This window comes from Citricoccus sp. NPDC079358, from assembly GCF_040702545.1.
Lineage (GTDB): Bacteria > Actinomycetota > Actinomycetes > Actinomycetales > Micrococcaceae > Citricoccus.
In genome coordinates, this window is the sequence record NZ_JBFBLI010000005.1 from 125,197 (window position 1) to 147,969 (window position 22,773).

General features: G+C 68.5%; 22 protein-coding genes. 14 read left to right on the forward strand and 8 right to left on the reverse strand.

Annotation, left to right across the window (positions count from 1 at the left end):
* Both AB0333_RS08220 and AB0333_RS08225 read left to right on the forward strand, forming a co-directional pair.
* Positions 1–669, forward strand: coding sequence for an NAD(P)-binding domain-containing protein (locus AB0333_RS08220; RefSeq protein ID WP_366218201.1), 669 nt, complete (start codon positions 1–3; stop codon positions 667–669).
* Between the two features lie 67 nt (positions 670–736).
* Positions 737–1,780 (forward strand): LLM class flavin-dependent oxidoreductase, encoded by a 1,044-nt coding sequence (locus tag AB0333_RS08225; protein ID WP_366218202.1) that lies wholly within the window; start codon positions 737–739, stop codon positions 1,778–1,780.
* 43 nt (positions 1,781–1,823) lie between these two features.
* Here the strand turns inward: AB0333_RS08225 and AB0333_RS08230 are convergent, their stop codons facing one another.
* Both AB0333_RS08230 and AB0333_RS08235 read right to left on the reverse strand, forming a co-directional pair.
* Complete coding sequence (locus AB0333_RS08230) at positions 1,824–2,576, reverse strand: response regulator transcription factor (protein ID WP_366218203.1); 753 nt, start codon at positions 2,574–2,576, stop codon at positions 1,824–1,826.
* Positions 2,573–3,982, reverse strand: a complete 1,410-nt coding sequence (locus tag AB0333_RS08235) for a histidine kinase (protein ID WP_366218204.1) — start codon at positions 3,980–3,982, stop codon at positions 2,573–2,575. The genes AB0333_RS08230 and AB0333_RS08235 overlap by 4 nt, the downstream gene beginning before the upstream one ends.
* Before the next feature lie 158 nt (positions 3,983–4,140).
* Here AB0333_RS08235 and AB0333_RS08240 point away from each other — a divergent pair, with 158 nt between their 5' ends.
* The 3 genes from AB0333_RS08240 (at position 4,141) to AB0333_RS08250 (ending at position 7,566) form a co-directional block, all read left to right on the forward strand.
* Positions 4,141–5,298: an ABC transporter permease gene (locus AB0333_RS08240; protein WP_366218206.1), complete on the forward strand. Its 1,158-nt coding sequence runs from the start codon at positions 4,141–4,143 to the stop codon at positions 5,296–5,298.
* Positions 5,299–5,437: 139 nt separating this feature from the next.
* Positions 5,438–6,118, forward strand: coding sequence for an ABC transporter ATP-binding protein (locus AB0333_RS08245; protein ID WP_366218207.1), 681 nt, complete (start codon positions 5,438–5,440; stop codon positions 6,116–6,118).
* An 11-nt stretch (positions 6,119–6,129) separates the two neighbouring features.
* A complete protein-coding gene (locus AB0333_RS08250) occupies positions 6,130–7,566 on the forward strand; it encodes a class II fumarate hydratase (protein WP_366218208.1) in 1,437 nt (478 codons plus the stop codon).
* A 168-nt stretch (positions 7,567–7,734) separates the two neighbouring features.
* On the opposite strand, the gene AB0333_RS08255 is transcribed toward AB0333_RS08250, so the two are convergent.
* Positions 7,735–8,241, reverse strand: a complete 507-nt coding sequence (locus tag AB0333_RS08255; protein WP_366218209.1) for a prepilin peptidase — start codon at positions 8,239–8,241, stop codon at positions 7,735–7,737.
* A 58-nt stretch (positions 8,242–8,299) separates the two neighbouring features.
* Here AB0333_RS08255 and AB0333_RS08260 point away from each other — a divergent pair, with 58 nt between their 5' ends.
* Positions 8,300–8,947, forward strand: coding sequence for a rhomboid family intramembrane serine protease (locus AB0333_RS08260; protein ID WP_366218210.1), 648 nt, complete (start codon positions 8,300–8,302; stop codon positions 8,945–8,947).
* 790 nt (positions 8,948–9,737) lie between these two features.
* Here the strand turns inward: AB0333_RS08260 and AB0333_RS08265 are convergent.
* Positions 9,738–10,853, reverse strand: coding sequence for an AI-2E family transporter (locus AB0333_RS08265; RefSeq protein WP_366218211.1), 1,116 nt, complete (start codon positions 10,851–10,853; stop codon positions 9,738–9,740).
* Positions 10,854–10,968: 115 nt separating this feature from the next.
* Here AB0333_RS08265 and cls point away from each other — a divergent pair, with 115 nt between their 5' ends.
* Entirely contained in the window at positions 10,969–12,447 is a 1,479-nt protein-coding gene (cls, locus tag AB0333_RS08270) for a cardiolipin synthase (RefSeq protein WP_366218212.1), read from the forward strand.
* A gap of 2 nt (positions 12,448–12,449) precedes the next feature.
* Positions 12,450–13,106, forward strand: a complete 657-nt coding sequence (locus AB0333_RS08275; protein WP_366218213.1) for a GAP family protein — start codon at positions 12,450–12,452, stop codon at positions 13,104–13,106.
* A gap of 127 nt (positions 13,107–13,233) precedes the next feature.
* Here the strand turns inward: AB0333_RS08275 and AB0333_RS08280 are convergent, their stop codons facing one another.
* Positions 13,234–14,532 (reverse strand): PhoH family protein, encoded by a 1,299-nt coding sequence (locus tag AB0333_RS08280; protein ID WP_366218345.1) that lies wholly within the window; start codon positions 14,530–14,532, stop codon positions 13,234–13,236.
* 518 nt (positions 14,533–15,050) lie between these two features.
* Positions 15,051–15,824, reverse strand: a complete 774-nt coding sequence (locus AB0333_RS08285) for an isoprenyl transferase (RefSeq protein ID WP_366218214.1) — start codon at positions 15,822–15,824, stop codon at positions 15,051–15,053.
* Positions 15,825–16,116: 292 nt separating this feature from the next.
* On the opposite strand from AB0333_RS08285, the gene AB0333_RS08290 reads away from it, so the two are divergent.
* From AB0333_RS08290 to AB0333_RS08300, 3 genes are all read left to right on the forward strand, one after another.
* Positions 16,117–16,764: a hemolysin III family protein gene (locus AB0333_RS08290; RefSeq protein WP_366218215.1), complete on the forward strand. Its 648-nt coding sequence runs from the start codon at positions 16,117–16,119 to the stop codon at positions 16,762–16,764.
* Positions 16,765–16,854: 90 nt separating this feature from the next.
* A complete protein-coding gene (locus AB0333_RS08295) occupies positions 16,855–17,670 on the forward strand; it encodes an MOSC domain-containing protein (RefSeq protein ID WP_366218216.1) in 816 nt (271 codons plus the stop codon).
* 135 nt (positions 17,671–17,805) lie between these two features.
* Positions 17,806–18,471, forward strand: a complete 666-nt coding sequence (locus AB0333_RS08300) for an NAD(P)-binding domain-containing protein (protein WP_366218217.1) — start codon at positions 17,806–17,808, stop codon at positions 18,469–18,471.
* Between the two features lie 76 nt (positions 18,472–18,547).
* Here AB0333_RS08300 and AB0333_RS08305 read toward each other — a convergent pair whose 3' ends face one another.
* Positions 18,548–18,988 carry a hypothetical protein gene (locus AB0333_RS08305; RefSeq protein WP_366218218.1) on the reverse strand — a complete coding sequence of 147 codons (441 nt, stop codon included), beginning with the start codon at positions 18,986–18,988 and terminating at the stop codon, positions 18,548–18,550.
* 130 nt (positions 18,989–19,118) lie between these two features.
* Positions 19,119–20,039, reverse strand: coding sequence for a mycothiol conjugate amidase Mca (mca, locus tag AB0333_RS08310; RefSeq protein WP_366218346.1), 921 nt, complete (start codon positions 20,037–20,039; stop codon positions 19,119–19,121).
* Between the two features lie 306 nt (positions 20,040–20,345).
* Here mca and AB0333_RS08315 point away from each other — a divergent pair, with 306 nt between their 5' ends.
* The 3 genes from AB0333_RS08315 (at position 20,346) to AB0333_RS08325 (ending at position 22,556) form a co-directional block, all read left to right on the forward strand.
* Positions 20,346–20,813 (forward strand): DUF4307 domain-containing protein, encoded by a 468-nt coding sequence (locus AB0333_RS08315; protein WP_366218219.1) that lies wholly within the window; start codon positions 20,346–20,348, stop codon positions 20,811–20,813.
* A 266-nt stretch (positions 20,814–21,079) separates the two neighbouring features.
* Positions 21,080–21,571, forward strand: a complete 492-nt coding sequence (gene greA, locus AB0333_RS08320; protein ID WP_366218220.1) for a transcription elongation factor GreA — start codon at positions 21,080–21,082, stop codon at positions 21,569–21,571.
* 340 nt (positions 21,572–21,911) lie between these two features.
* Positions 21,912–22,556 (forward strand): GPP34 family phosphoprotein, encoded by a 645-nt coding sequence (locus AB0333_RS08325; protein ID WP_366218221.1) that lies wholly within the window; start codon positions 21,912–21,914, stop codon positions 22,554–22,556.
* The last annotated feature ends 217 nt before the right edge of the window (positions 22,557–22,773 follow it).

The following is a 22,773-nucleotide window of genomic DNA, read 5'->3' on the forward strand; positions in this document are numbered from 1 at the left end:
ATGATCATCCACACCACCGCTGCACCACGCTCGATCGGCGTCCTCGGCGCCGGTCGAGTTGGCACCGCTGTCGCCCGCCAGGCCCTAGCTGCCGGGTTCGAGGTGAAGATCGCCACCGCCAAACCGGCCGAGGAGATCGCGATGATCGTGGAGATCGTCACCCCCGGTGCCCTCGCCGTGGACGCAACCGAGGCGGCCGCCGCGGACCTCGTCATCCTCGCCGTGCCCTTACACCAGTACCGCGCCCTGGATGCGGGCCTCCTGACCGGCAAGACCATCATCGACGCGATGAACTACTGGGCCCCCACGGACGGCGAGATCGACGACTTCGAACACGACCCCCGCACCAGCAGCGAGATCGTCCAGGAGTTCCTGGCCGGGGCCAGGCTGGTGAAGTCGCTTAACCACATCGGCTACCACGAACTCGAAGAAGACGGCCGGCCGACCGGAGCAGTGGACCGTCGTGCCCTGGCTCTGGCCGGGGACCACGAGGACGCCAAGGCACTGGTCGCCGGATTCATCCATCGCCTCGGCTACGACCCGGTCGACGCCGGCCCCCTGGCCGCCGGACGGGCCTTCCAACCCGGCACCAAGATTTTCAACGGGTCTCACACAGCCCCGGTGCTCCACGCCGCGCTAACGGCAGCGCTCGTCTCCACTCTGCACTGATCGGGTCTTTCGTTCTCTGACCACCACACCTGACCACCACATCTGACACCAGCAAGGGATATCACCCATGGAAATCGGCGCCTACAGCTTCGGCGACACCCCCCTGAACCCCGACGGCTCCCCGCGGGCCACCGCGGAGGCCATCCGCAACCTCCACGCGGCCATCGTCCACGCCGATGCCGTCGGCCTGGACTACTTCGGGGTCGGCGAGCACCACACCGTGTCCATGCCCGCATCCTCCCCCGGCGCCGTGATCGCCGCGGCGGCCGCGGCCACGGACCGGATCATCCTCGGCAGCGCCGCCAGCATCATCTCGACCGACGACCCGGTCCGCATCTTCCAGCAGTTCGCCACCGCCGACGCCATCTCCGGCGGCGGCCGGATCGAGATCACCGCCGGCCGCGGTTCCTCCGTGGAGACCTTTCCGCTGTTCGGTCACGACCTGGCCGACTACGACGAGCTCTACGCCGACAAGCTCGACCTGCTGATGACCCTCAACGACAGCGCCGCCGAGCAGGTCAGCTGGTCCGGTCAACGACGCCCGGCCATCCCCGGCCTGGCCGTCGTGCCCCGCCCCGTGGAAGAGAAGCTGCCGATCTGGCTGGCCACCGGCGGGAACGCGGGCTCCTCGGCCCGGGCCGGACAACTGGGCCTGCCGGTCTCCTACGGCATCATCGGCGGGGCGCCCCAGCGGTTCGCGCCCCTGGCCGAGCTGTACCGCCGTTCGGCCGCACAGTCCGGCCACGCGCCAGGGGCCACCAAGGTGTCCGTGGCCGCTCTCGGGCTGGTCGCCCCGACGAAGAAGGAGGCCCTCGAGCGCATGTACCCCGGGTGGCACAACCTCAACGTCGAGATGGGCCGGCTGCGCGGCTGGCCGGCCCCGGACAGGAACGCCTACCTCGCCCAGGCCGACGCTCCCGGGGCGTACTACGTCGGCGATCCGGACGACGTCGCCGAACGCATCGTGCACCTGCACGGGTACCTGGGCCATATGCGCCACTTCCTTCAGATGGACATCGGCGGCCTGCCCCAGGAGCACTTCCTGGAGTCCCTCACCCTTCTGGCCACCGAGGTCAAACCCCGCGTCGAGCGTCTCCTGGCCCGAGACTGATCACCGGCCGAAGCCAGGACATCTTCCCTCAGAGTCCGGCGTCTCAGCCGCGGATGAGACGCCGGGCCCGAGCCACGGTGACCGCCTCGGTACGGTTGCCCACCCCGAGCTTGGCGAAGATGTGATGCAGATGCGTCTTCACGGTGGCCTGTGAGATGAACAGTCCCGCGGCAATCTGCTGATTGGTGTGGCCCAGGGCCAACTGCTCGAGGATGTCGGTCTCCCGCGGGCTGAGCGCTGGTTCCCTTCCGGATCCCGCCCCCAGCGCCCGGCGCGCGAGGTCCGCCGGGAGGATCCAGTTCCCCGCTGCCGCCTGGCGGACGGCGTCGCGCAGCTCCTCCGGTGAGGCGTCCTTGAGCAGGTACCCCAGGGCCCCGGCAGCGACGGCGGCCTGGACGTCGGACACCGCACCATAGGTGGAGACGATGAGCACGGGCAGCCCCGGATGGCTCCGGCCCAATCGCTCGGTGGCCTCGATTCCCGTGGGCCCGTCTCCGAGTTCAATGTCCATGATGACGACGTCCGGGCCTTCGTCGTTGGCCGTCATGCGCTCGACGGCGGCGAGCGCCTCGGCTGCGCCGGCCGCCTCCGCCACCACCGTGAGGTCCACGGCTTCGTTCCCGGATCGCGACGGCGTCCGGGGCCTCGATCGTCCCGGCTCAGGGGGTTCTCGCACAGCGCTGGCGGCTCCCGCGACCCCCGCGGAGGACGCGCGGGACTCCAGGACCGCCCGCAGTCCGGCACGCACCACGGGATGGTCGTCCACGAGCAGGATGCGGAGAGGCTCACGGGTCATGAGGTCCCCCACCGTGGCAGGCTGAGGACCACCACGGTCCCGCTGGACCGCCCCCGGCCTCGTCCGTCCTCCGGCTCGTCGTTCAGGGCGTCCTCCGGCTCGTCGTTCAAGGCGTCCTCCACGGTGAGGGTGCCGCCGGCCCGGGCCGCCCGGTCCCGCATGGTGGCGATACCGAACCCCTCGGGTCGGCCGCCACGGCCGGTGCCGTCGTCGAACACGTCCACCGTGACCTCATGCCGGTGCACGGCGAAGGTGACCACGCAGTGGGTGGCCTGTGCGTGCTGCAGGACGTTGGCCAGGGCCGACTGCGTCACCCGCAGCACGGTGGTGGCCGCGTCGGCACCCAGGGCCGGGTCGGCGTCGGGTCCGCGGAAGTCCACGGTGAGCGCCGCACCGGCTGATCGCGCGGTCTCCTGGGTGTTTCGGCAGGCGACCTCCAGCTCGGCGGTCAGCCCGGCCCCGGGATTCCGCTGCTCCACCAGGGCCCTGGCCTGGGCGAGGTTGTCCACGGCCGAGCGCTCGATCTGGTGCAGCTGGCCGGCCAGGGGCTCGCCCGGCTGCTGCTCCTGCGCGGCGCGGGACAGCAGCACCACGGAGGCCAGCCCCTGCGCCAGGGTGTCATGCAGGTCCTGGGCCCACCGTTCCCGTTCACGCATGGCGCCAGCATGCCGCTCCGCGCGGGCCAGGTCATCCCGGGTGGCCTGCAGTTCGGCCGCGATACGCCGCTGGGTGCGGGCCTCGGCGTAGAACAGCGCGTAGGCGGCGGACATGGCCACGGCCACCACCGCCCCGATGACGGGACCCACCACGGCACCGATGCCGAGCGTTCCCTCATGCCACCAGAATCCGAGGAACACCGCCACGGTCAGCAGGACGACCAGGCTGATCGCCAGCGGGACGGACTTCGGCCCCACCACGTGCAGGTGCAGGAAGAAGAGAGGGAACACGAGCCAGGCGAAATCCACGTGCACGGCCATCAGGCCCAGCCACGTGAGGGTGACGACGGCCAACCAGAGCAGCTGCCCCCGGACAACGATCTGCCCGTCGGCTCGTCCTGCCGGTGGCCCTGCTGTTCGTCCTGCCGGTGGCCCTGCTGTTCGCCCCGCAGCCGGTCCCCTGGTGCCAGGGGCCCGGCGGTCGCTGTACCGCTTCTCCACCACGGTTCCGGCGAGATAGACCGTCGCGAACACCGCGGAGAGGGCGACGATCTGCCACACCAGTCCGTGCTGACCCGAGCGCAGCGCCGGGACCAGGGAGCGGACGAGGCCGATGACCAGCAGGGCCGCCACGGTGACGTGCAGGATGAGGCGCATGGCCGCGAGCAGGGCCGGGATGCGGGTATCCGAGAGCCATGACGGCTCAGGGGGCGGCGCTATCGCCGGAGGTGTCGTGCGCTCGGATGCCATGGCTGCAGGGTAGCCCGGACCGGCCACTGGTGGCCGTCCCGGAATCAACCGAAGGATGGAGTCACCAGTAGCCGGGTGGGCGATGCGCGCGGCGGAGACGGGCGGAAGGCTGGAGAGCAGCCACACCAGCCCACTCTCTCCGCCCAAGGAGCCCCTCCATGTCTTCTCCCACGTTCCTGTCCCTGAGGGACGTCCGCTTCTCCTCCGGCCGCTTCGCCCTGATGGGCTCCGTGGTGGGTCTGATCAGCCTGTTGCTCGTCTTCCTCACGGCCCTCACCAACGGGCTGGCCCATCAGAACATCTCCGCTGTCACCGCCTGGGAGGATGCGGCCACCGACTCTGCCCAGGTCACGGTGGCCTTCGGCGCCGCCCACGCCACCACGGTGGAGGACGTGGAGGCGGACTTCACCGCCTCCACCGTCACCACGGGCCAACTCGACGACTGGCGCCAGGACGCCCAGGTCGAATGGGCCGAGCCGGTGGGCGTGGGCCAGGCCCGGGCCGATTCGGGCAGCGCCGTGACCGCCGTGACGCTGATGGGCCTCCAGCCCGGCTCCCGCCTGGTCCCGGGGTCCTCGGGCGCCGCAACCGGCACCGACCGCCCCGCCGACACCAGCGGTTCGCTGGAGGACGGGGCCCTGATCAGTACGAGCGCCGCCGAGCAACTCGGCGTCTCCGCTGGGGACGAGGTGACCGTCAACGGGCAATCCGTGCCGATTGCGCAGACCATCGAGGACAGCTGGTACTCCCACACCCCGGTGCTCTACGTGCCCTTGTCCACGTGGACCGGCCTCACGCATGCGCCGGACGGAACCGCCTCGGTCCTGGTCGCCGGAACGGCGCCCGACGCCGGCCACCAGCCGAGCGCGGCCGCCGAGACCACCACGGTGGCCACGGACGTGGACGGCGCCCTGGGCGCCCTGCCCGCCTTCACGTCCGAGAACGGCTCGCTCGTGATGATGCAGGCGTTCCTCTACGGCATCTCCGCCCTGGTGATCGCCGCCTTCATGGCCGTGTTCACGCTGCAGCGCACCCGGGACATCGCGGTGCTCAAAGCTCTGGGCGCCACCACCCGGTGGGTCGTCAGCGACGCCCTCACCCAGGCCGGGATCGTGCTGCTGACCGGGGCCGCCCTCGGCGGGGCCCTGGGCCTCGCCGGGATCGCGCTGGCAGCCGGCACGGTCCCGGTCCAGGTGGATGCTGCCGCCGTCGCCATCCCGGTGCTGGTCACCGTGGTGCTCGGGCTGGCGGCCTCCGTGGCGGCCGTCTGGCGCACGTGCCGCGTGGACCCGCTCGTCGCCCTCGGCGGCAGCTGAGCCCTGTTGCCGACCCCTTCATCATGCGAATTTTCGGGTGTCACACCTCCGATCCGGCGCGACACCCGGAAATCCGCATGACGAGAGCTCAGACCCTCACCCGTTACCCGTTACCCGTTACCCGTCAAAGGAACCTCCCATGCTGCACCTGTCCGACGTCACCCTGACCTACTCCGACGGCGACTCCGGCACCCTCAACGCGCTGGACTCCGTGGACCTCACCGTCCCGGCCGGTCAGATGCTCGCCCTCGTGGGCCCCTCCGGGTCCGGCAAGTCCTCCCTGCTGGCCGTGGCCGGCGCACTGGTCACCCCCACCTCCGGCACGGTCCACATCGGCGCCACGGAGATCACCGGGGCCAGCGAGTCTGAGCGGGCCCGGCTGCGGCTCCACCAGATCGGACTGGTCTTCCAGCAACCGCAGTTGATGGCCTCCCTGACGGCCGTCGAGCAACTCCAGCTGGTCGGGGTGCTGCGCGGCAGCCGGCCCCGCGCGGTCCGGGACGCGGCGCTGGACGCGCTGGCCGCCGTCGGGATGGCCGCGGCAGCCCGACGGCGGCCGCACCAGCTCTCCGGCGGCCAGCGGCAGCGGGTGAACATCGCCCGGGCACTCATGGGTGAGCCCTCGGTGCTGTTGGTCGATGAGCCCACCTCGGCGCTGGACCAGCACCGCTCGGCGGAGGTCATGGAGCTGCTGGCCACCCTGACGAGGGACCGGGACACCGCCACGGTGGTCGTCACCCATGATCTGGAGTTCGTGGCAGTGGCGGACCGCACGGTCACCCTGCGTGATGGGCGGCTGACCGAGCACGCGACGGTCTAAAGTGGGGAACCATGACCGATCTGACTTCTTCGCAGCAATCTTCCGAACAGCAGTTCCGCATCGAGCACGACACCATGGGTGAGGTCAAGGTCCCGGTTGACGCCCTGTACCGTGCCCAGACCCAGCGTGCCGTGGAGAACTTCCCGATCTCCGGCAAGACCCTGGAGCCGGCTCACGTCCACGCCCTGGCCCAGGTCAAGAAGGCCGCGGCGCAGGCCAATGCCGAGCTCGGCGTGATCGACGAGGAGCGCCGTGACGCGATCGTCGCCGCCGCGGACGAGGTCATCTCCGGCCAGCATGATGACCAATACCCGATCGACGTGTTCCAGACCGGTTCCGGCACCTCCTCGAACATGAACACCAACGAGGTCCTCGCCAACCTGGCCACCCAGGCCCTGAAGGCCGCCGGCTCGGACGCCGAGGTCCACCCGAACGACCACGTCAACGCCTCGCAGTCCTCCAACGACGTCTTCCCGACCTCCGTGCACGTCGCCGTGACCGGAGCCCTCATCAACGACCTGAAGCCGGCCCTGGACCACCTGGCCGTCTCTTTGGAGAAGAAGGCGCAGGCCTTCGAGAACGTCGTCAAGTCCGGCCGCACCCACCTCATGGACGCCACCCCGGTGACCCTGGGCCAGGAGTTCGGCGGCTACGCCGCACAGGTCCGCTACGGCATCGAGCGCATCGACGCCTCCCTGCCACGCGTGGCCGAGGTTCCCCTGGGCGGCACCGCCGTGGGCACCGGCATCAACACCCCGAAGGGCTTCTCCGCCCGTGTCATCGAGCTGCTCGCCACGGAGACCGGCCTGCCGCTGACCGAGGCCCGCAACCACTTCGAGGCCCAGGCCAACCGCGACGGTCTCGTGGAGGCCTCCGGCCAGCTGCGCAACATCGCGTACTCGTTCATGAAGATCAACAACGACCTGCGCTGGATGGGTTCCGGCCCGAACACCGGCCTCGGCGAGATCGCCATCCCGGACCTGCAGCCGGGCTCCTCGATCATGCCGGGCAAGGTCAACCCCGTGATCTGCGAGGCCGCCATCATGGTCTCCGCCCAGGTCATCGGCAATGACACCACCATCTCGCTGTCCTCCACCAACGGCGCCTTCGAGCTGAACGTGGGCATCCCGGTGATGGCCGCGAACCTGCTCGAGTCCATCCGCCTGCTGGCCAACACCGCGCGCGTCATGGCGGACAAGATGATCGACGGCATCGAGGCCAACGTGGAGCGCTGCTCCTTCCTCGCCGGTGCCTCCCCCTCGATCGTGACCCCGCTGAACAAGGTCATCGGCTACGAGGCGGCAGCCAAGATCGCCAAGCACTCCGTGGCCCAGAAGATGACCGTCCGCGAGGCCGTCATCGATCTCGGCTACGTGGAGCGCGGCGAGGTCACCGAGGAGCAGTTGGACGCGGCCCTGGACACCATGTCCATGACGCACCCCGCCTGACCTTCCAGGAATCACGGGCCCCGGCACCTGGCCGCTGTTCGTTGTTCGCTGGTCGCTGGTCGCTGGCCGCTGGCCGCTGGTCGTTGACACCGGCGCCAGCACCCTGACACCGCTCACTTTGCGGGCAAAGACACGGAGTGTCTTTGCCCGCAAAGTGCGTTGAGGCGGTCAGAGGAGCAGGGCCACGACCGTGCCCAGCAGCATGGCCGGACCGAAGGGCAGGTGCGTGGAACCCGTGGCCCGACGGGCCAGCACCAGCACCAGGGCCACCACTCCCCCGGCCACGAAACCCAGGACGATGGCCCCGCCCAGATGGTCCCAGCCGAGCCACCCGGCATACAGGCCCAGACCGCCGGCCAGCTTGACGTCCCCCAAGCCCATGCCGGTGCGGCTGATCAGGTGCAGGAGCAGGATCAGCCCGAGGTAGGCCACGCCTCCGCCGAGCATGGACCAGAAACGCGACCAGCCGGCGTCGTCCGCGAGGCAGGCCAGCCCGAGCGTGACGGCGCCCCCGGCGGCCAAGGTGCCGGTCCACCGGTTGGGCAGGCGGTGCTCACGCAGGTCAGTGCCGGTCAGGACGACAGCGCACACGCTGAAGACGGCCAGGGACGCCAGGACGGTTGCCAGGAGCAGCCAGTTCCCGTCACGGGCCGCCTCGGCCAGGATCGTCGGCATCCTCTCAGACTAGAGCGGCCTGCGCCCGCCGTGGGGTTCGGCTCACTAGGCTGTGGACATGTCCGATCCCGTGCAGCGACCCTCCTCACGCCACCACATCCTCGACCGCGTGCGGTCCTACCCCGGGTGGATCCAGCGCGCCCTGCCCGTGCTCGGGCTCGTCGTGGTCATGTGGGTCCTCGAGATCATCGACCTGTTCCTCGGGGGCCGGCTCAACCAGTTCGGGGTCCAGCCCCTCGACCCCGCGGGGCTGCCCGGCATCCTGTTTGCGCCGCTGCTGCACTCGGGCTTCGGCCACCTGCTCTCCAACACCCTGCCTTTCCTGGTGATGGGCGCCATGATCGCCTGGCTGACCCACAAGTGGTGGCTGATCACGGCCGGCATCTGGCTCCTGGGTGGTGTCGGCACCTGGTTGATCGGGGGCATCGGGACCAACCACATCGGCGCGTCCGTCATCGTTTACGGCTATGCCGCCTTCCTGGTGACTTACGGGATCCTGTCCCGGCGATTCACGGCGATCGCGGCCGCCGTCGTGGTGGTGCTGCTCTACGGAGGCATTGTCTGGGGCTTTCTGCCGATCAATCCGCGGGTCTCCTGGCAGGGACACCTCGCCGGTGCAGCTGCGGGGGTGGTGGTGGCGTTCGCCGATACCCGCCAGGCTCGACGTGACCTGCGCGAACGCCGCAACGACGCCCTGGCCCCCTAGGCAGGACGCTCGCGGCAGTCCCCGGAAAGACTGACCGATAGTCCCGGTCAAGACTGACCAGAAGTCGATGGTGTGATTTTCAACAAAGTGGTAGTCAACCAAGCCAAACGCCGGTATGCTGAAATCGCTTCCATCCGTGCGACACCGACTCATCATTCGTGAACCGTCGTGGAAGCGCTCTAAACTCCATGGCCTCCATCCCGTTTCAAGGGGCCATGGCTGCGGTGGATCATCCCCGGTCCCCTCATCCCCCCTCCGCGGGGACCCGGACGGATTCACCCTCAGGGGCCGCTGCACTCGTGCAGCGGCCCCTGTTTCTTTGGCCTTTGTCTCATCGACTACTTCAATTGGCTCTTCACCATGCCGGGTGTCATTGGGGTCTGAATCCGCCGGATTCCACTGGGGGTTCGCGCTCAGCAGTTGGCGATGTTCACGGGAGAGCTCGATCTTCGAGGCTCGAGAATCGGGCGTGCACTCACTGGCCGGCAGGCAGCTGACGGTGCCGACGCACAACGGATCCAATGCCGGGGCGCAAGTAACGGCCCTGGTAGCCGGGATGTGAGTACGAACGCGCCCGGGCTTTCAACGGGCTCCTCCTCCACCACTACCATCACCACCGCGGCCACACCGCACTGGCAGGAGCCTCACCAGCCGACCACGTACCCAACCTGGCGAGACAGATCACCTAGGCTCCAACACCATCCAGGGGCGGTCGCGCCGAGGCGAGTTGGGCGCACTGTCGTCCTGAGGGGATGAGGCGGATCCCGGGCCTATGGTGCAGGCGCGGTGGCTAATCCCGTTTCGATTTCCGGGCCGTCTTCGCCGCGGATTCGTCAGATTTCAGGAGGCCCCTCGTTTCTGCCGTGGGTCCGAGCACCGGGCGCCACCAGTGGGCACCCGGATCGGCATCCACCAGCACGGTCTTCACCAGGAGTGTGAGCGGGATGGCGAGGATCGCGCCGATCGGGCCGATCAACACGGCCCAGAGCAGTACGGAGAAGAAGGTGAGGGTTTGGCTGAGAGAGACGGCGTGCCCGACGACCCGGGGTTGGATGATCGACTGCACCACGGCGTTGACGATTCCGTACACCACGACGACGGCGATCATGGTCGGCCAGCCACCCACGAGATAGCCGAAGACGATCGGCGGGATAATCGCGAAGAAGTACCCGATGTTGGGGATGAAACTGCAGAGGAAGGCCAGGAGCCCCCAGAGCAGGGCGGCGGGCACCCCCATGATGTACAGCGCGATCGCATTAATCGCCCCCTGCACCACGCCCAGCACTGTGGTGACCACCATGTACCGGCGTACATTCGTGGCGTATTCCCCCAGCGCCTGAACGAGATGGGGCCGCCGCTCGCTGAGCTGGCGCAGAATCGTCCGAGCGTATACGGCGTCGGCGGCCATCAGGATCATCATGGTCAGCACGATCACAAGCGCTCCGGTGATACTCGCGACACTTCCGATAGCGCCGGTGATCGCTGCGGCGATGCTGCCCGGATCCATGCCGCCGACGATGGACTGGATCTGGCCCTGCCCGACGCCGAGCCTGGTGAATTGGGCGGCGATCTGCGCGCCGATCTCCTGAAACTGGGCAGAGTACGTCGGTAGCATGGCCACGAATTGGGCGAACGCGATGAGGACCGTGTACGTGAACACGGCGAGCAACGCGAACACGACGAGAATGACAGACCCGGTGGCAAACCCCGATGGCACTCCGTGTTTCTCGAGGCGCCCGCGTACGGGGCTGGCGCAGATGACCAGCACCAGGGTGAGCAACACGGGCGCCAGGATGTCGCGAATGCCACTGATCCCGGCGCCCACGACGACGGCCGCAGCGGCGCCGACGAGGATAACGGTTCCCCGCGGGTAGCGGCCGTTGAGGTGCCGGTCTGTGCTGGTCATCGCGCCCTCGTCTCCTGCTCGGTTGTCTTCGCCAGAGTAGGGCGAGCCGCTCCACCCTGGCATCACCCTGTTCGGGTGATGTGGCGATCCGGTGCCCGCGGCTATCGTCGGTCGCATGGAGACGCAACAGGGCACGGTGCTGATCTGGGTGATCGTCTTCGCGGTCGACCTGGCCATCCGGATTGCAGCTCTCATCGTCGTCCCGCGCCACCGCAAGCCGAGTTCTGCCATGGCGTGGCTCTTGGCGATCTTTTTGATCCCCTACATCGGAATCCTGTTCTTCCTGCTGATCGGCAGCTCGAAACTGCCCAAGAAGCGGCGCGCGAGGCAAGCCGAGATCAACCGGATGATCGCCGCCGGGGCGCGCGACGTGCCCTCGGTTCCCGCAGTCGACAGAGCCAGATGGCCGGAGTGGTTCGACCGGGTGGTGAACCTCAACCAGACGCTCGGCGCCATGCCGGCCTTGGGAGGCAATCGTGCGGAGCTTGTCAGCGACTACGCCGGGTCGATCGCCGGCATGACTTCCGACATCGATACCGCCACCACCTTCGTTCACGTCGAGTTCTACATCGTGTCATTCGATGTCACGACAAAGGACTTCTTCCGGGCGATGGAGCAGGCCGTCGCCCGTGGGGTCATGGTGCGTCTGCTCTTGGACCACATCGCCTCCATCCGCACAGCCGGGCACAAGGAGACCCTCGAGGAGCTCGACCGGATCGGGGTGCAGTGGTCGTTCATGCTGCCCGTACAACCCATGAAGGGAAGATGGCAGCGGCCCGATCTGCGCAATCATCGCAAGCTGGTCGTGGTCGACGGCCGGGTCGGCTGGATGGGGTCACAGAACCTGATCGATCGCAGTTACAACTCGGCGAAGAACCTCAAGCGCGGCCTGCAATGGCAGGACTTGATGACCAGGGTCCTCGGGCCTGTGGTCAGCGGGCTCAACACGGTCTTCCTCTCCGATTGGTACAGCGAGACCGACGAGATCCTCAGCTCTGAGCATGTCCCTCCGTCCAAAGCTCTGTTCGACGATTCACAGGCGGCGCTGGAATGCCAAGTTGTACCGAGCGGGCCCGGATTCGAGGCCGAGAACAATCTGCGCCTCTTCCTGACGTTGCTCTACTCGGCTCAGCATCGCGTGATCATCACCAGCCCCTACTTCGTGCCCGATGAGGCCATGATGTACGCCATCACCTCCTCCTGTCAGCGCGGTCTAGACGTCCAGCTGTTCGTCTCGGAGGAGGGTGACCAGGGGCCGGTCTTCCACGCCCAGCGCTCGTACTACAGCGAGCTGCTGCGGGCCGGGGTGCGGATCTTCATGTACCCCGGCCCGTTCATCTTGCACGCCAAGCACCTGTCGATTGATGACGACACCGCGGTCATCGGTTCCAGCAACATGGACATCCGCTCCTTTGCACTCGATCTCGAGGTGTCACTCCTGGTGCGGGGAGCCGGTTTCGTCGAGCAGATGCGCGCCGTCGAAGCCGGCTACCGCGAAAGGGGCCGAGAATTGACCCTGGACGAGTGGGAGAGGGAACCGTTGCGCGCCACCGCCCTCGACGGACTCGCCCGACTCACCTCAGCCCTGCAGTGAGCATGTGGCAGACCATCGGGCACGTCCTCCCCATCGCCGTCGCCGTTGCCCTCAGCTCCGTGCCGATCATGGCGACCGTGCTCATCCTGCTCTCACCCAACCGGGTCCGTTCGGCGGTGCCCTTCATGGTCGGCTGGTTGCTGGGACTGGTTGCCGTCGTCACCGCCTTCGCACTGCTGGCACAGACCGTCCCGAAGCCGCGACATCCGCAGGTGGCCCTCGCCGTCGCTGAGTTCCTGATAGGCGCGGCGATCCTGACCCTGGCGGTCATCACCTGGCGACAGGCTCCGACGGCCGCAGTCCGGGAGTCACGCTGGCGGCGAGCCGTCAGTTCGTTCGGTCCTGGGGCGTCATTCGGATTCGCCGTGGTGTTGAACCTCCGCCCGAAGGCTCTTCTGCTGGCAGCAGCGACCGGCTTGATCATCCGCGCGGACGGCCTGAGCGTCACCGAGAGCGCGATCGTGATCGGCGTCTACACAACCGTCGCGGCCACTACCGTCGCAGGGCCGATCGTCGCCACGCTGGTGGCACCGGAAAAGGCGAGGGGCTGGCTGCTATCGACACGGCACTGGATCGACGAAAACAGTAGCGTCGTCGCCGTCGTGATCCTGCTGATAGTCGGTGTCGTTCTGGTCGGCAACGGCCTCACCCGGCTGTGATTCCACCACTGAATTGCCACGGATCCGGCTGCCAACCGTAGTCCTCGGCTGTTGGCCGCAACTCACCGTGGCCGCCGACGACGCACACCCGGCCCCACGATGATCGTTGAGCCAGGCGCCACCCGCCTCAGATGCTGGCGTCCTCCAACAGCTCCGTCACGAGCGCGGCGATCCGCGAGCGCTCCGAACGGTTCAGCGTGACATGACCGAACAGCGGCTGGCCCTTCAAGGTCTCGACCACCGCGGCGATCCCGTCATGGCGGCCCACCCGGAGGTTGTCCCGCTGCGCCACGTCATGGGTGAGGATGATCTTGGAGTTCTGCCCCATCCGGCTCATCACCGTCAGCAGGACGTTCTTCTCCAGGGACTGTGCCTCGTCCACGATCACCCAGGAATCGTGCAGGGAGCGACCACGGATGTGGGTCAGCGGCAGGACCTCGAGCATGCCGCGGTCCACCACCTCGTCCAGGACCTCCGTGGAGACCAGCGCGCCGAGGGTGTCATAGACCGCCTGGCCCCACGGGTTCATCTTCTCGTTCTCGGACCCGGGCAGGTAGCCGAGCTCCTGGCCGCCGACGGCATACAGCGGGCGGAACACCACGACCTTGCGGTGCTCCCGCCGTTCCATCACGGCCTCCAGCCCGGCGCACAGGGCCAGGGCCGATTTGCCGGTGCCGGCCCGTCCGCCGAGGGAGACGATCCCGACCTCAGGGTCCAACAACAGGTCGATGGCCAGCCGCTGCTCGGCCGACCGTCCGTGCAGCCCGAAGACGTCCCGGTCCCCGCGCACCACCTGGGTGTTGCCGTGCCGGTCCACACGCCCCAGTGCCGATCCCCGGGGAGAGGTGATCACCAGGCCGGTGTTGACGGGCAGCCCCGCCGTCGCCGCCAGGGCCACCGGCTCGTTGTCATACAGGGCGCTGATCTCCTGCTCCGTGGCCATGACCTCGGCCGTGCCGGACCAGCCGGAGTCCTTCACCAGCTCATTGCGGTACTCATCGGCCTGCAAGCCCATGGCGGAGGCCTTCACGCGCATCGGCAGGTCCTTGGAGACCACCGTGACGTCCCGGCCCTCGTCCGCGAAGTTCTTGGCGACGGCGAGGATCCGGGAATCGTTGTCAGCATTCCGGAAACCATGGGGCAGCACGTCCACGGAGATGTGGTTGAGTTCCACACGCAGGCATCCACCCTCCGTGCCGAGGGGAATCGGCGTGTTCAGGGAGCCGTGCTCGATCCGCAGTTCGTCCAGCAGCCTCAGCGCCTTCCGGGCGTAATACCCCAGATCAGGGTCGTCCCTCTTCTTCTCCAGCTCGGAGATGACCACGATCGGCAGGATGACCTCGTGCTCGGCGAAGCGCAGGACGGCGCGCGGATCGGACAACAGCACAGAGGTGTCCAGCAGGTAGGACTTCTCCCCCACGCTCATCCGGTCGGCAGGCTGCGTGATGGCCGGGGTGACGGTGGCCGGGGCGGCGATCAGGTTCTCCACGGTGGACTCCAGACCGGGGCACACGCCCCGATGATCGAGGGTGGGATGGGACGGTCCGGCCCCGGGGCCGGAACGGCCCCCGCTGCGTGCTGTCTGGAGTGACGGCATACGGCCTGGCCTTTCCGATCAATCCACGGGATGCGGATGCGGAACCAGGTGGCCCGTTCGCTCCCGCCGGTGACTGATACCACTACCGTAGGCCCACAGCAGGGAAAATGCCGAGAGGATTCCAGAGTGGCGCATGAACTCTGGGGTGAGGCGATGAACACCGCATGAACCAGGAGGACCGTCCTCCCCCACCGTTTCACGCATAGACCCTGATTCAGTAGGAGAGACGGATCCCCCGGCTCAGGACGCCCGCCCCGACCCTGCCCCAGTTCGCGGTGACGATGTTGTCCGCCGCCGACGCGGTCACCCGGGGTGACCGCGGACCGTCACCGGGCCGGCGTCGTCCGTCAGGAACCGAAGCGGCGCTGACGGGAGGCGAAGTCCCGGAGGGCGCGGATGAAGTCCACGCGGCGGAAGTCCGGCCAGAGGGCCTCGCAGAAATAGAACTCGGAGTAGGCGGACTGCCACATCAGGAACCCGGACAGCCGTTGCTCGCCCGAGGTGCGGATCACCAGGTCCGGATCCGGTTGGCCGCGGGTGTAGAGCCGGCCGGAGATCTGCTCATCACTGAGTTCACCGGCCACCTCGGAAGCCGAGCGGCCCGCGGAATCCGCCTCCAGCAGGAGCTCCTTGACGGCGTCCACGATCTCACGGCGCCCGCCGTAGCCCACGGCCACGTTCACGTGGACCCCCTCGGCGTCCGCGGTCCGCGCCTGGAGGTCGGCCAGGGTCTCGGCCAGCCCGGCCGGCAGCAGGTCCGGGGCGCCGACGGCCTGGACGCGGACCCGGTTCCCGTTGGCAAGCCCGTCTCCGAGGCGTTTCAGGGTGTTCCCGATGATCCCGACCAGCTGGGACAGCTCCTCCGGAGGCCGGCCCATGTTGTCCGTGGACAGCATGTACAGGGTGACGACCTTGATGCCGAACTCATCACACCAGCCGAGGAACTCGTGGATCTTCTCCGCTCCGGCCTGGTGACCGTCCGCCGTGGTGGCCCCGGAGGCTTTGGCCCAGCGGCGGTTGCCGTCCAGCACCACCCCGATGTGCCGGGGCAGCTTCTCGCGGTCGAGACTGGAGGCCAGGCGGCGCTCATAGAAGCTGTAGAGGACGTTCGGGAGGTTCATGGGCGTCCCCTGTCTGGCCGATGGACGTGCCGCAGATCCGAGCGGCACCTGAAACGTCGTGATGTGGGTGGTACGTACGTTCCTACGGTAGCGAACCGCCAGCCCTGCGGTGCACCGGCGGCGCTCCCCGCCCCGCGCACCAATCAGATCTACCCACGGGTAACCCTCAGATTCCGGGAGTAGTCTGGGAGCCATGGCTCATTCCCCCTCGGGCAAACCGCCCGCAGGCAGCGCGCCTGCCGCGCCCCCGCCTCGTTCCACCCCGGCACGGACGTGGCGGCTGGACCGGATCATGGATCCCGAGCATCCCGAGTTCAAGCCCCGGCTCCGAGGCATGAGCCACGCCGTCATGGCGCCGCTCACCCTGATCGCCGGAATCGTCCTGGTGGTCCTGGCCCCCACGGCCGGCCTGAAATGGGCCAGCGCGATCTATGCGGTGACCGGCTTACTGCTGTTCTCCGTTTCGGCCGTCTACCACCTCGTGCAGTGGTCACCGCAGGTCGCCCTCGTACTGAAGCGCATCGACCACACGAACATCATGCTCGTCATCGCCGGCACCTACACGCCCCTGGCCGTGGCCCTGCTGCCGGAGGACAAGGCCATGCTCCTGCTGGCCGGCGTCTGGATCGGCGCCCTGGCCGGCGTCGCGTTCCGTGTCTTCTGGACCTCCGCTCCGCGCTGGCTGTACACCCCGGTCTACATCCTGCTGGGCCTGGCGGCCCTGCTGTACATCGGCGACTTCTTCGCGGCCCAGGCCGCTGCCGCCGTCCTGGTCTGCGTGGGCGGTGCCTGCTACATCATCGGTGCCGTGTTCTACGCGCTCAAGAAGCCCAACTTCCACCGCGAGTGGTTCGGCTTCCACGAGTTGTTCCATGCCTTCACCATCGGTGGCTTCGTCTGCCACTACGTCGCGATCGTGCTGGCGGTCCTGCAGGTCTGATGTCCTCCGCGCCTGACGCGCAGGCGCCCGCCATCCACCAGCCAGCGGGCTGTTCCACCGCGAGACGGACGGGGGTGGTTGGATGGGTCCATGCCCACCGGACTCCCCTCGCCCCGGCCCTCCGGCCTCCCCCGCATCCCCACCACCTCCACCACCGGCACCGGAACGGCGGTCCCCGTCCTCACCGGCACGATCACCGCCGTGCGCGTGGGCCGGGTCCGCACGGTGCGATGGCGGGACGAGGACGTACTCACGGGCTCCTTCAAGGACGCCCTGGACGGACCCGTTGCCCTCGGCATCACGGGCCTGGCGGGCGATGAGCAGGGGGATGTGGTCCACCACGGTGGCCCCGAGAAGGCCCTGTTGTGCTACGGACGGGCTCACTACGACGCCTGGCGGGCCGAGGGACTCGAGCTGCCGGAGGGGGCCCTCTTCGAGAACCTCACCGTGGAGGGGGTGACGGAGTCCGAGGTCTGTCTGGGGGACGTCTGGGGCGTGGGGGAGGTCCGGCTGCAGGTGACGCAGTCACGGCGCCCCTGCTGGAAGCTGTCCTCCCGGTGGGGCGTCCCCGACCTGTCCCGCCGCGTGCAGTCCACCGGCCGCACCGGATGGTATCTGCGGGTGCTGACACCGGGCACGTTGCAGGCCGGGCAGGAGATGAGGCTGCTCGAGCGTTCCCCGGGCACGGTAGACCTGGCCGAGCTGTCCCGCGTGATGAACGTGGACCAGGGTGATATCCCCGCCATCGAACGGATCCTGGACTCCCCCGGCGTGCCGGCACGCTGGCGCACCACGCTGCAACGTCGCCTGGACCGGCGCCGGGTTCGAATGGACGACTCCGGCGAAACGGACGGCTCCGGCGGCCCGTCCACCGACCCGGAGGACGTCGACCGACTGCGGGAGTGAGGTCAGCCACGGCAGGAATACCGGCACCTCCCGGGCTTGTTTCCTCAGTGAACTCTTACTCGAGAACTATTCGGCCTCGTACGCCTCATCTCAGCGCGCGTGACGCCCTGTGCGCCACCCACAGCAAAGGAATCCATGACGACCACGGCAGTCTCCCCTGGCAGCATCGGCATCCTCGGCGCAGGCCGAGTCGGGGCGGCAGTGGCCCGGCGGGCGGTGGAATCGGGCTACGAGGTCCGGATCGCCACGGCCAAACCCGCGGGGGAGATCGCGCTGCTGGCCGAGATCGTCACCCCGGGTGCCATCGCCGTCGATGCAGCGGAGCTGGCGGAGACGGACCTGACCGTCATCGCCATCCCGTTGCGGAGGTACCGTGACCTGGACCCGGCACGCTTCGCCGGCCGGACCGTCGTCGACGTCATGAATTACTGGGCCCCCACCGACGGTGAGCAGCCGGATTTCGAGCGGGATGCCCGCTCCACCAGCGAGGCCATCCAGGACCACCTGCACGGCGCCCTGCTGGTCAAGTCGCTGAACCACATCGGCTACCACGACCTGGAGGCCGACCACCGGTCTCCGGGCGCCGCGGACCGCCGCGCCCTGGCCGTCGCCAGCGACCACGAGCAGTCGCGCGACTTGGTCGCCGCCTTCATCGACCGGATCGGTTTCGATGCCGTCGACGCCGGCCCGCTCGCCGCCGGGCGTGTCTTCCAACCGGGGACAGAGATCTTCAACGGCAGCCACTCAGCCGTGCAGTTGCGCGGCCTGCTGGCCGATGCCTGCGCGGGCGCCCGCGTCTGACCGACGCCCCCGTCTTCACCAGGGCGCAGCCCGGCACGGACCTCGGTCCCAGCCGGGCTTCAGCACCAACGGGAGATCAGTCGCGACCGGAATCCGGGGCCTTCGGCTCGGGCACCGGGCTGTCGAGGTAGCCCGGATACTTCTTCTGGAGCCGGGCCCGCTGGAGATCGACGTCGGACGCGGCTCGAGAGTCCGGGTCCACCTCGTCGTGGGGATGGCGCACATCTTCCGGCAGGTGCCCCTGATAGCGCTCCACGAGCATGTCCTCGGCCTGCGAGGACCGGTACTGCACCCGCCGCACTGAGCGGACCATGAGGCGGATGACCACGATGGCCATGGCCACCATCAGCGCCGTGAACAGGAAACCCTCGATGCCGGGCGTGACCTGGGTCTGGTCGAGTCCGGGACGCAGCGTCGGCTCCTGCACCCCGGGCAGCGGCTGTTCCGACGCCTCCCCACCACTGCTGGACGCGGGGGCGGCAGAAGGGGATACGGCAAGGGGAAGGAAGGCGATCACGGTCACCCAGTCTACCGTCCCCACACGACGGGCCGGCCCGCGCCGGCGGTGCGCCGCCCTGCGGCCACCGCGCGGCCACTATTCCGAGACCGGGCGCCGGCCGTCAGGATGGCCGGCGGCCGGCGTCGGGTCAGCGCAGGCCGGTGAAGAGGTCCGTCTCCGGCAGTGTGGTCTCCACACGGGAATCGATCAGCACGTAGTCCTCCCACGGCCAGGTCCGTCGCAGCAGGGCGTTCGGCGTGGCGAAGAATTGGCCCTCCGGATCGATCTGCGTGCGGTGGGCACGCAGGGCGTTGTCACGGTGCTCAAAGTAGTCGGCCACGTGGATCTGGGTGGTGACCTGGTGGCTGGTCAGGCGGAACCGCACCGGGGCGGTGGCGGACGGCACGTCCGGCTCCACCTCCTGCGCCTCGGCCTGTTCCTGCTCCTCCATGAGCTTGCGGTACCACGCCAACCGGTCCGTGTACGGGGACTCCTCGCCGGCCTCCAGGTAGGCCTCGTGCAGGGCCCGGAACTTGTCCGGGTTGAACGCACGGTCGTAGTAGAGCTTGGACGGGGTCCACGCCTCGCCGGTCCCGGGGTACCGCTCCGGGTCCCCGGCGGCCCGGTAGGCCTCCACCGTGACCTCGTGTGACTTGATGTGGTCCGGGTGCGGGTAGCCGCCGATCTCGTCGTAGCTGATCAACACGTGCGGACGGAACTCTCGGATGACCCGGACCAACGGAGCGGCCGCCTGTTCCAGGGGCACCGTCCCGAAGCTGCCGAACGGCAGTGGCGGCATCGGATCACCCTCCGGGAGTCCCGAGTCCATGAAGCCCAGCCACCGGTGCTCGATCTCGAGTGCGGCCCCGGCCTCCTGCATCTCGGTGCGCCGGACACCGGTGAGGTCCCGGTCCAGACGCACGGTGTCCCCGTAGCCGGGATTGAGCAGGTCACCGCGTTCGCCGCCGGTGCACGTGACGACCATGACCTCGGCGCCGGCGGCCTCGTAGGCGGCCATCATGGCAGCGCCCTTGGAGGACTCGTCATCCGGGTGCGCGTGGACGGCCATCAGCCGCAGCCCCTGGGACGCCGGCACTCCCCCGGCCTCGGGAACGGCGTGGTGCACCTCGGGTTCGACGGAGCCGTACGACGTCTGCCCCACGGACACCCCGAATTCCGGCGCGACGGTGCCGTCCCGGTGGTCCAGGTCATCCAGGTTGCTGGGGTTCGTACTGCTCACGTGGCCTCGGCTGCTTTCCCGTCCCGGGGCCGCCCGCCGGTGTCTGCGGGGGTTCGGGACGGCATATTCGGGGACCTGTTGGTCCGGGGAATGAACGGCGGTGGACGGTGGCGCGCCGGGATACCATGGAGTGATATGACTTCTACACCCCAGACCTCGGCGGAGCCTGCTCCGATGGACAGCCTAGCGAACCGGTATGGGCGCCCCCAACGGACTCGCCCCTCGTTCGCTCAGCGCTGGGGAAAGTGGATCGCCGCCGCAGCCCTGGCCCTGGCCGTGGGGGTCACCGTGTGGTTCACCGCCTCAACCCACGCCCAGACGCTGGACTGGAAGGACGTCGGTTTCACGATCGAGTCCCCCACGCAGGCCGCGGTGCGCTTCCAGCTCACCAAGGACCCGGAGGACACGGTCCAGTGCGCCATCCAGGTGCTCTCGGAGGAGAAGGCCGTGGTCGGCTGGCGTACCGTCACCATCGGTCCCGAGCCGGCGTCCGAGGACTCCAGGCCAGCGGGCACCCCGACGTACTACGACGTCGACCTGCGCAGCGATGCGCTCGGCGTCAATGGCGGCGTGAACGTGTGCTGGTTCCCCGAGGACTCGTGATTGGCTCTCCGGGGACTCGTGAGACGCACATCACCTCCAATATGACGTTTCTGAAGCACATCCGTTAGAATCAGGACCAGTACGTTTTAACCCCGCCTGTCGGGGGCTTCCCGTGGAACACCGGGTGGCTCCGCTGGCGGGGTTCTTGCATGATCGCCCCCCGGGCCGCAATCGGCGGCTCAGCATCATGCGCGCGGCAGCACCGGCAGTCCCTCAGCGGCGTACCGGAGTGCCGCTGACGAGCATTTCGAAGGAGACACGCGTCCATGAGCAACACCGATAGCGCTCCCTGGCTGACCCAGGAGGCCTACGACCGCCTGAAGCTGGAACTGGATCAGATCTCTGGACCCGGCCGTCAGGAGATCATCGACCGCATTGAGCAGGCGCGCGAAGAGGGTGACCTCAAGGAGAACGGCGGTTACCACGCCGCCCGCGAGGAGCAGTCCAAGAACGAGGGCCGCATCATCGAGCTCAAGCGACTGCTCGAGACCGCCCAGGTCGGCGCCGCCCCGGAGGACAACGGTGTGGTGGAGCCCGGCATGGTCGTCGAGGCCAAGATCGCCGGCGACCTGGAAGCCTTCCTCTTCGGCAACCGCGAGATCGCCGATGACAAGGACTCCATCACCGTCTACTCCGAGCGCTCCCCGCTGGGTGCCGCCATCCAGGGCTCCAAGGTCGGCGACAAGCTGACCTACGCCGCCCCGAACGGCAAGGACATCGCGGTGGAGATCGTCTCCGCCAAGCCGTACAAGCCCTGATCTTCACAGGGGCGGACCAGGCGCTGACAGCCCGGTCCGCCCGGCAGGGCTCCTTCCCTGCACACCGCTTTCCCGACGGCGGCGCACCGGTTTTCCGGTGCGCCGCCGTTCTCGTGGGTGAGACGAACCATCAGCGAGACCGCCGGTGTGTGAGACCGCCGGCGTGTGAGACCGCTGGGGGACGGAGGGCCTACCGGCGGATCGGAGGGCCTGCCGGCGGACCGGAGGGCCTGCCAGAGGAGGCGGGGGGCCCGCCAGGGGAGGCAGCAAGTGTAGTGGTGGTTGACCTCTCGGCCAGCGGGACGCGACGGCCAGCCCGTCCCCTTGTTAGGTTGGTGGCATGCTCATCGTCGAAGAGATGTTCCTGCTGCTGACCAAGGACCACGGCACGGCCGGGCGAGCGCGGGGATACCGCCGCTACGGACTCGCAGCGGCCGCCCTCGCCGATCTCGCCGACCTCGGCACGATCGAGATCGCCCGGGAGGGCAAGGACCCGCAGGTGACCGTGGTGCGGGCCGGGATGACCGGCCAGGGCCCGCTGGATGCCATTTTGCCGGCCTTGGACGCGATGTCGGGACAGAAGATCTCCACCCTGGTGGGCCGTTCCCAGCTCAATCCGGACACGGCGGTGGGTCGGAGCCTGGCACGGCAGGGCATCGTCTCCGAGGAGTCCAGGATCCTCCGCGGACCCCGTTTCATCACCACCAGCCCCGCCCAGGAGATCGCTCTGCGTGAGCGGCTAGGTCAAGTCCTGGCAGGCGACCGCCAGGCGACCCGCGCCGAGGCGACGGAACTCGGCCTCCTCAAGGCCCTCAACGTGGCCCACGGCCTGCTGGGACCGGCCCGCGGCCAGTTGGACCGTCGCGAGTTGCCCCGGCGCATCGAGGAGATCGCCCAGGGGATTCCGTTCGTGGAGGCCGTCGAACGCCGGGTGGACCCCTTCACCGCGTCCACCATGGCCACGGTCGCCACCAACGCCGGCTGAGAATCCACAGACCCCGAGCCCATCCCGCCTCGGTCCTCATTCAGTCCCGAGCCCATCCCGCCTCGGTCCTCATTCAGTCCCGAGCCCATCCCGCCTCGGTCCTCATTCAGTCCTGACTCCAGCCCTCGCCCCAGTTCTGGCCGCAGCCCTCATTCGGTTCTCCCTCCAGCTTTCGCCCCATTCCCGGGCAACCGCGTACGCATCTCTTGGCCTGCCT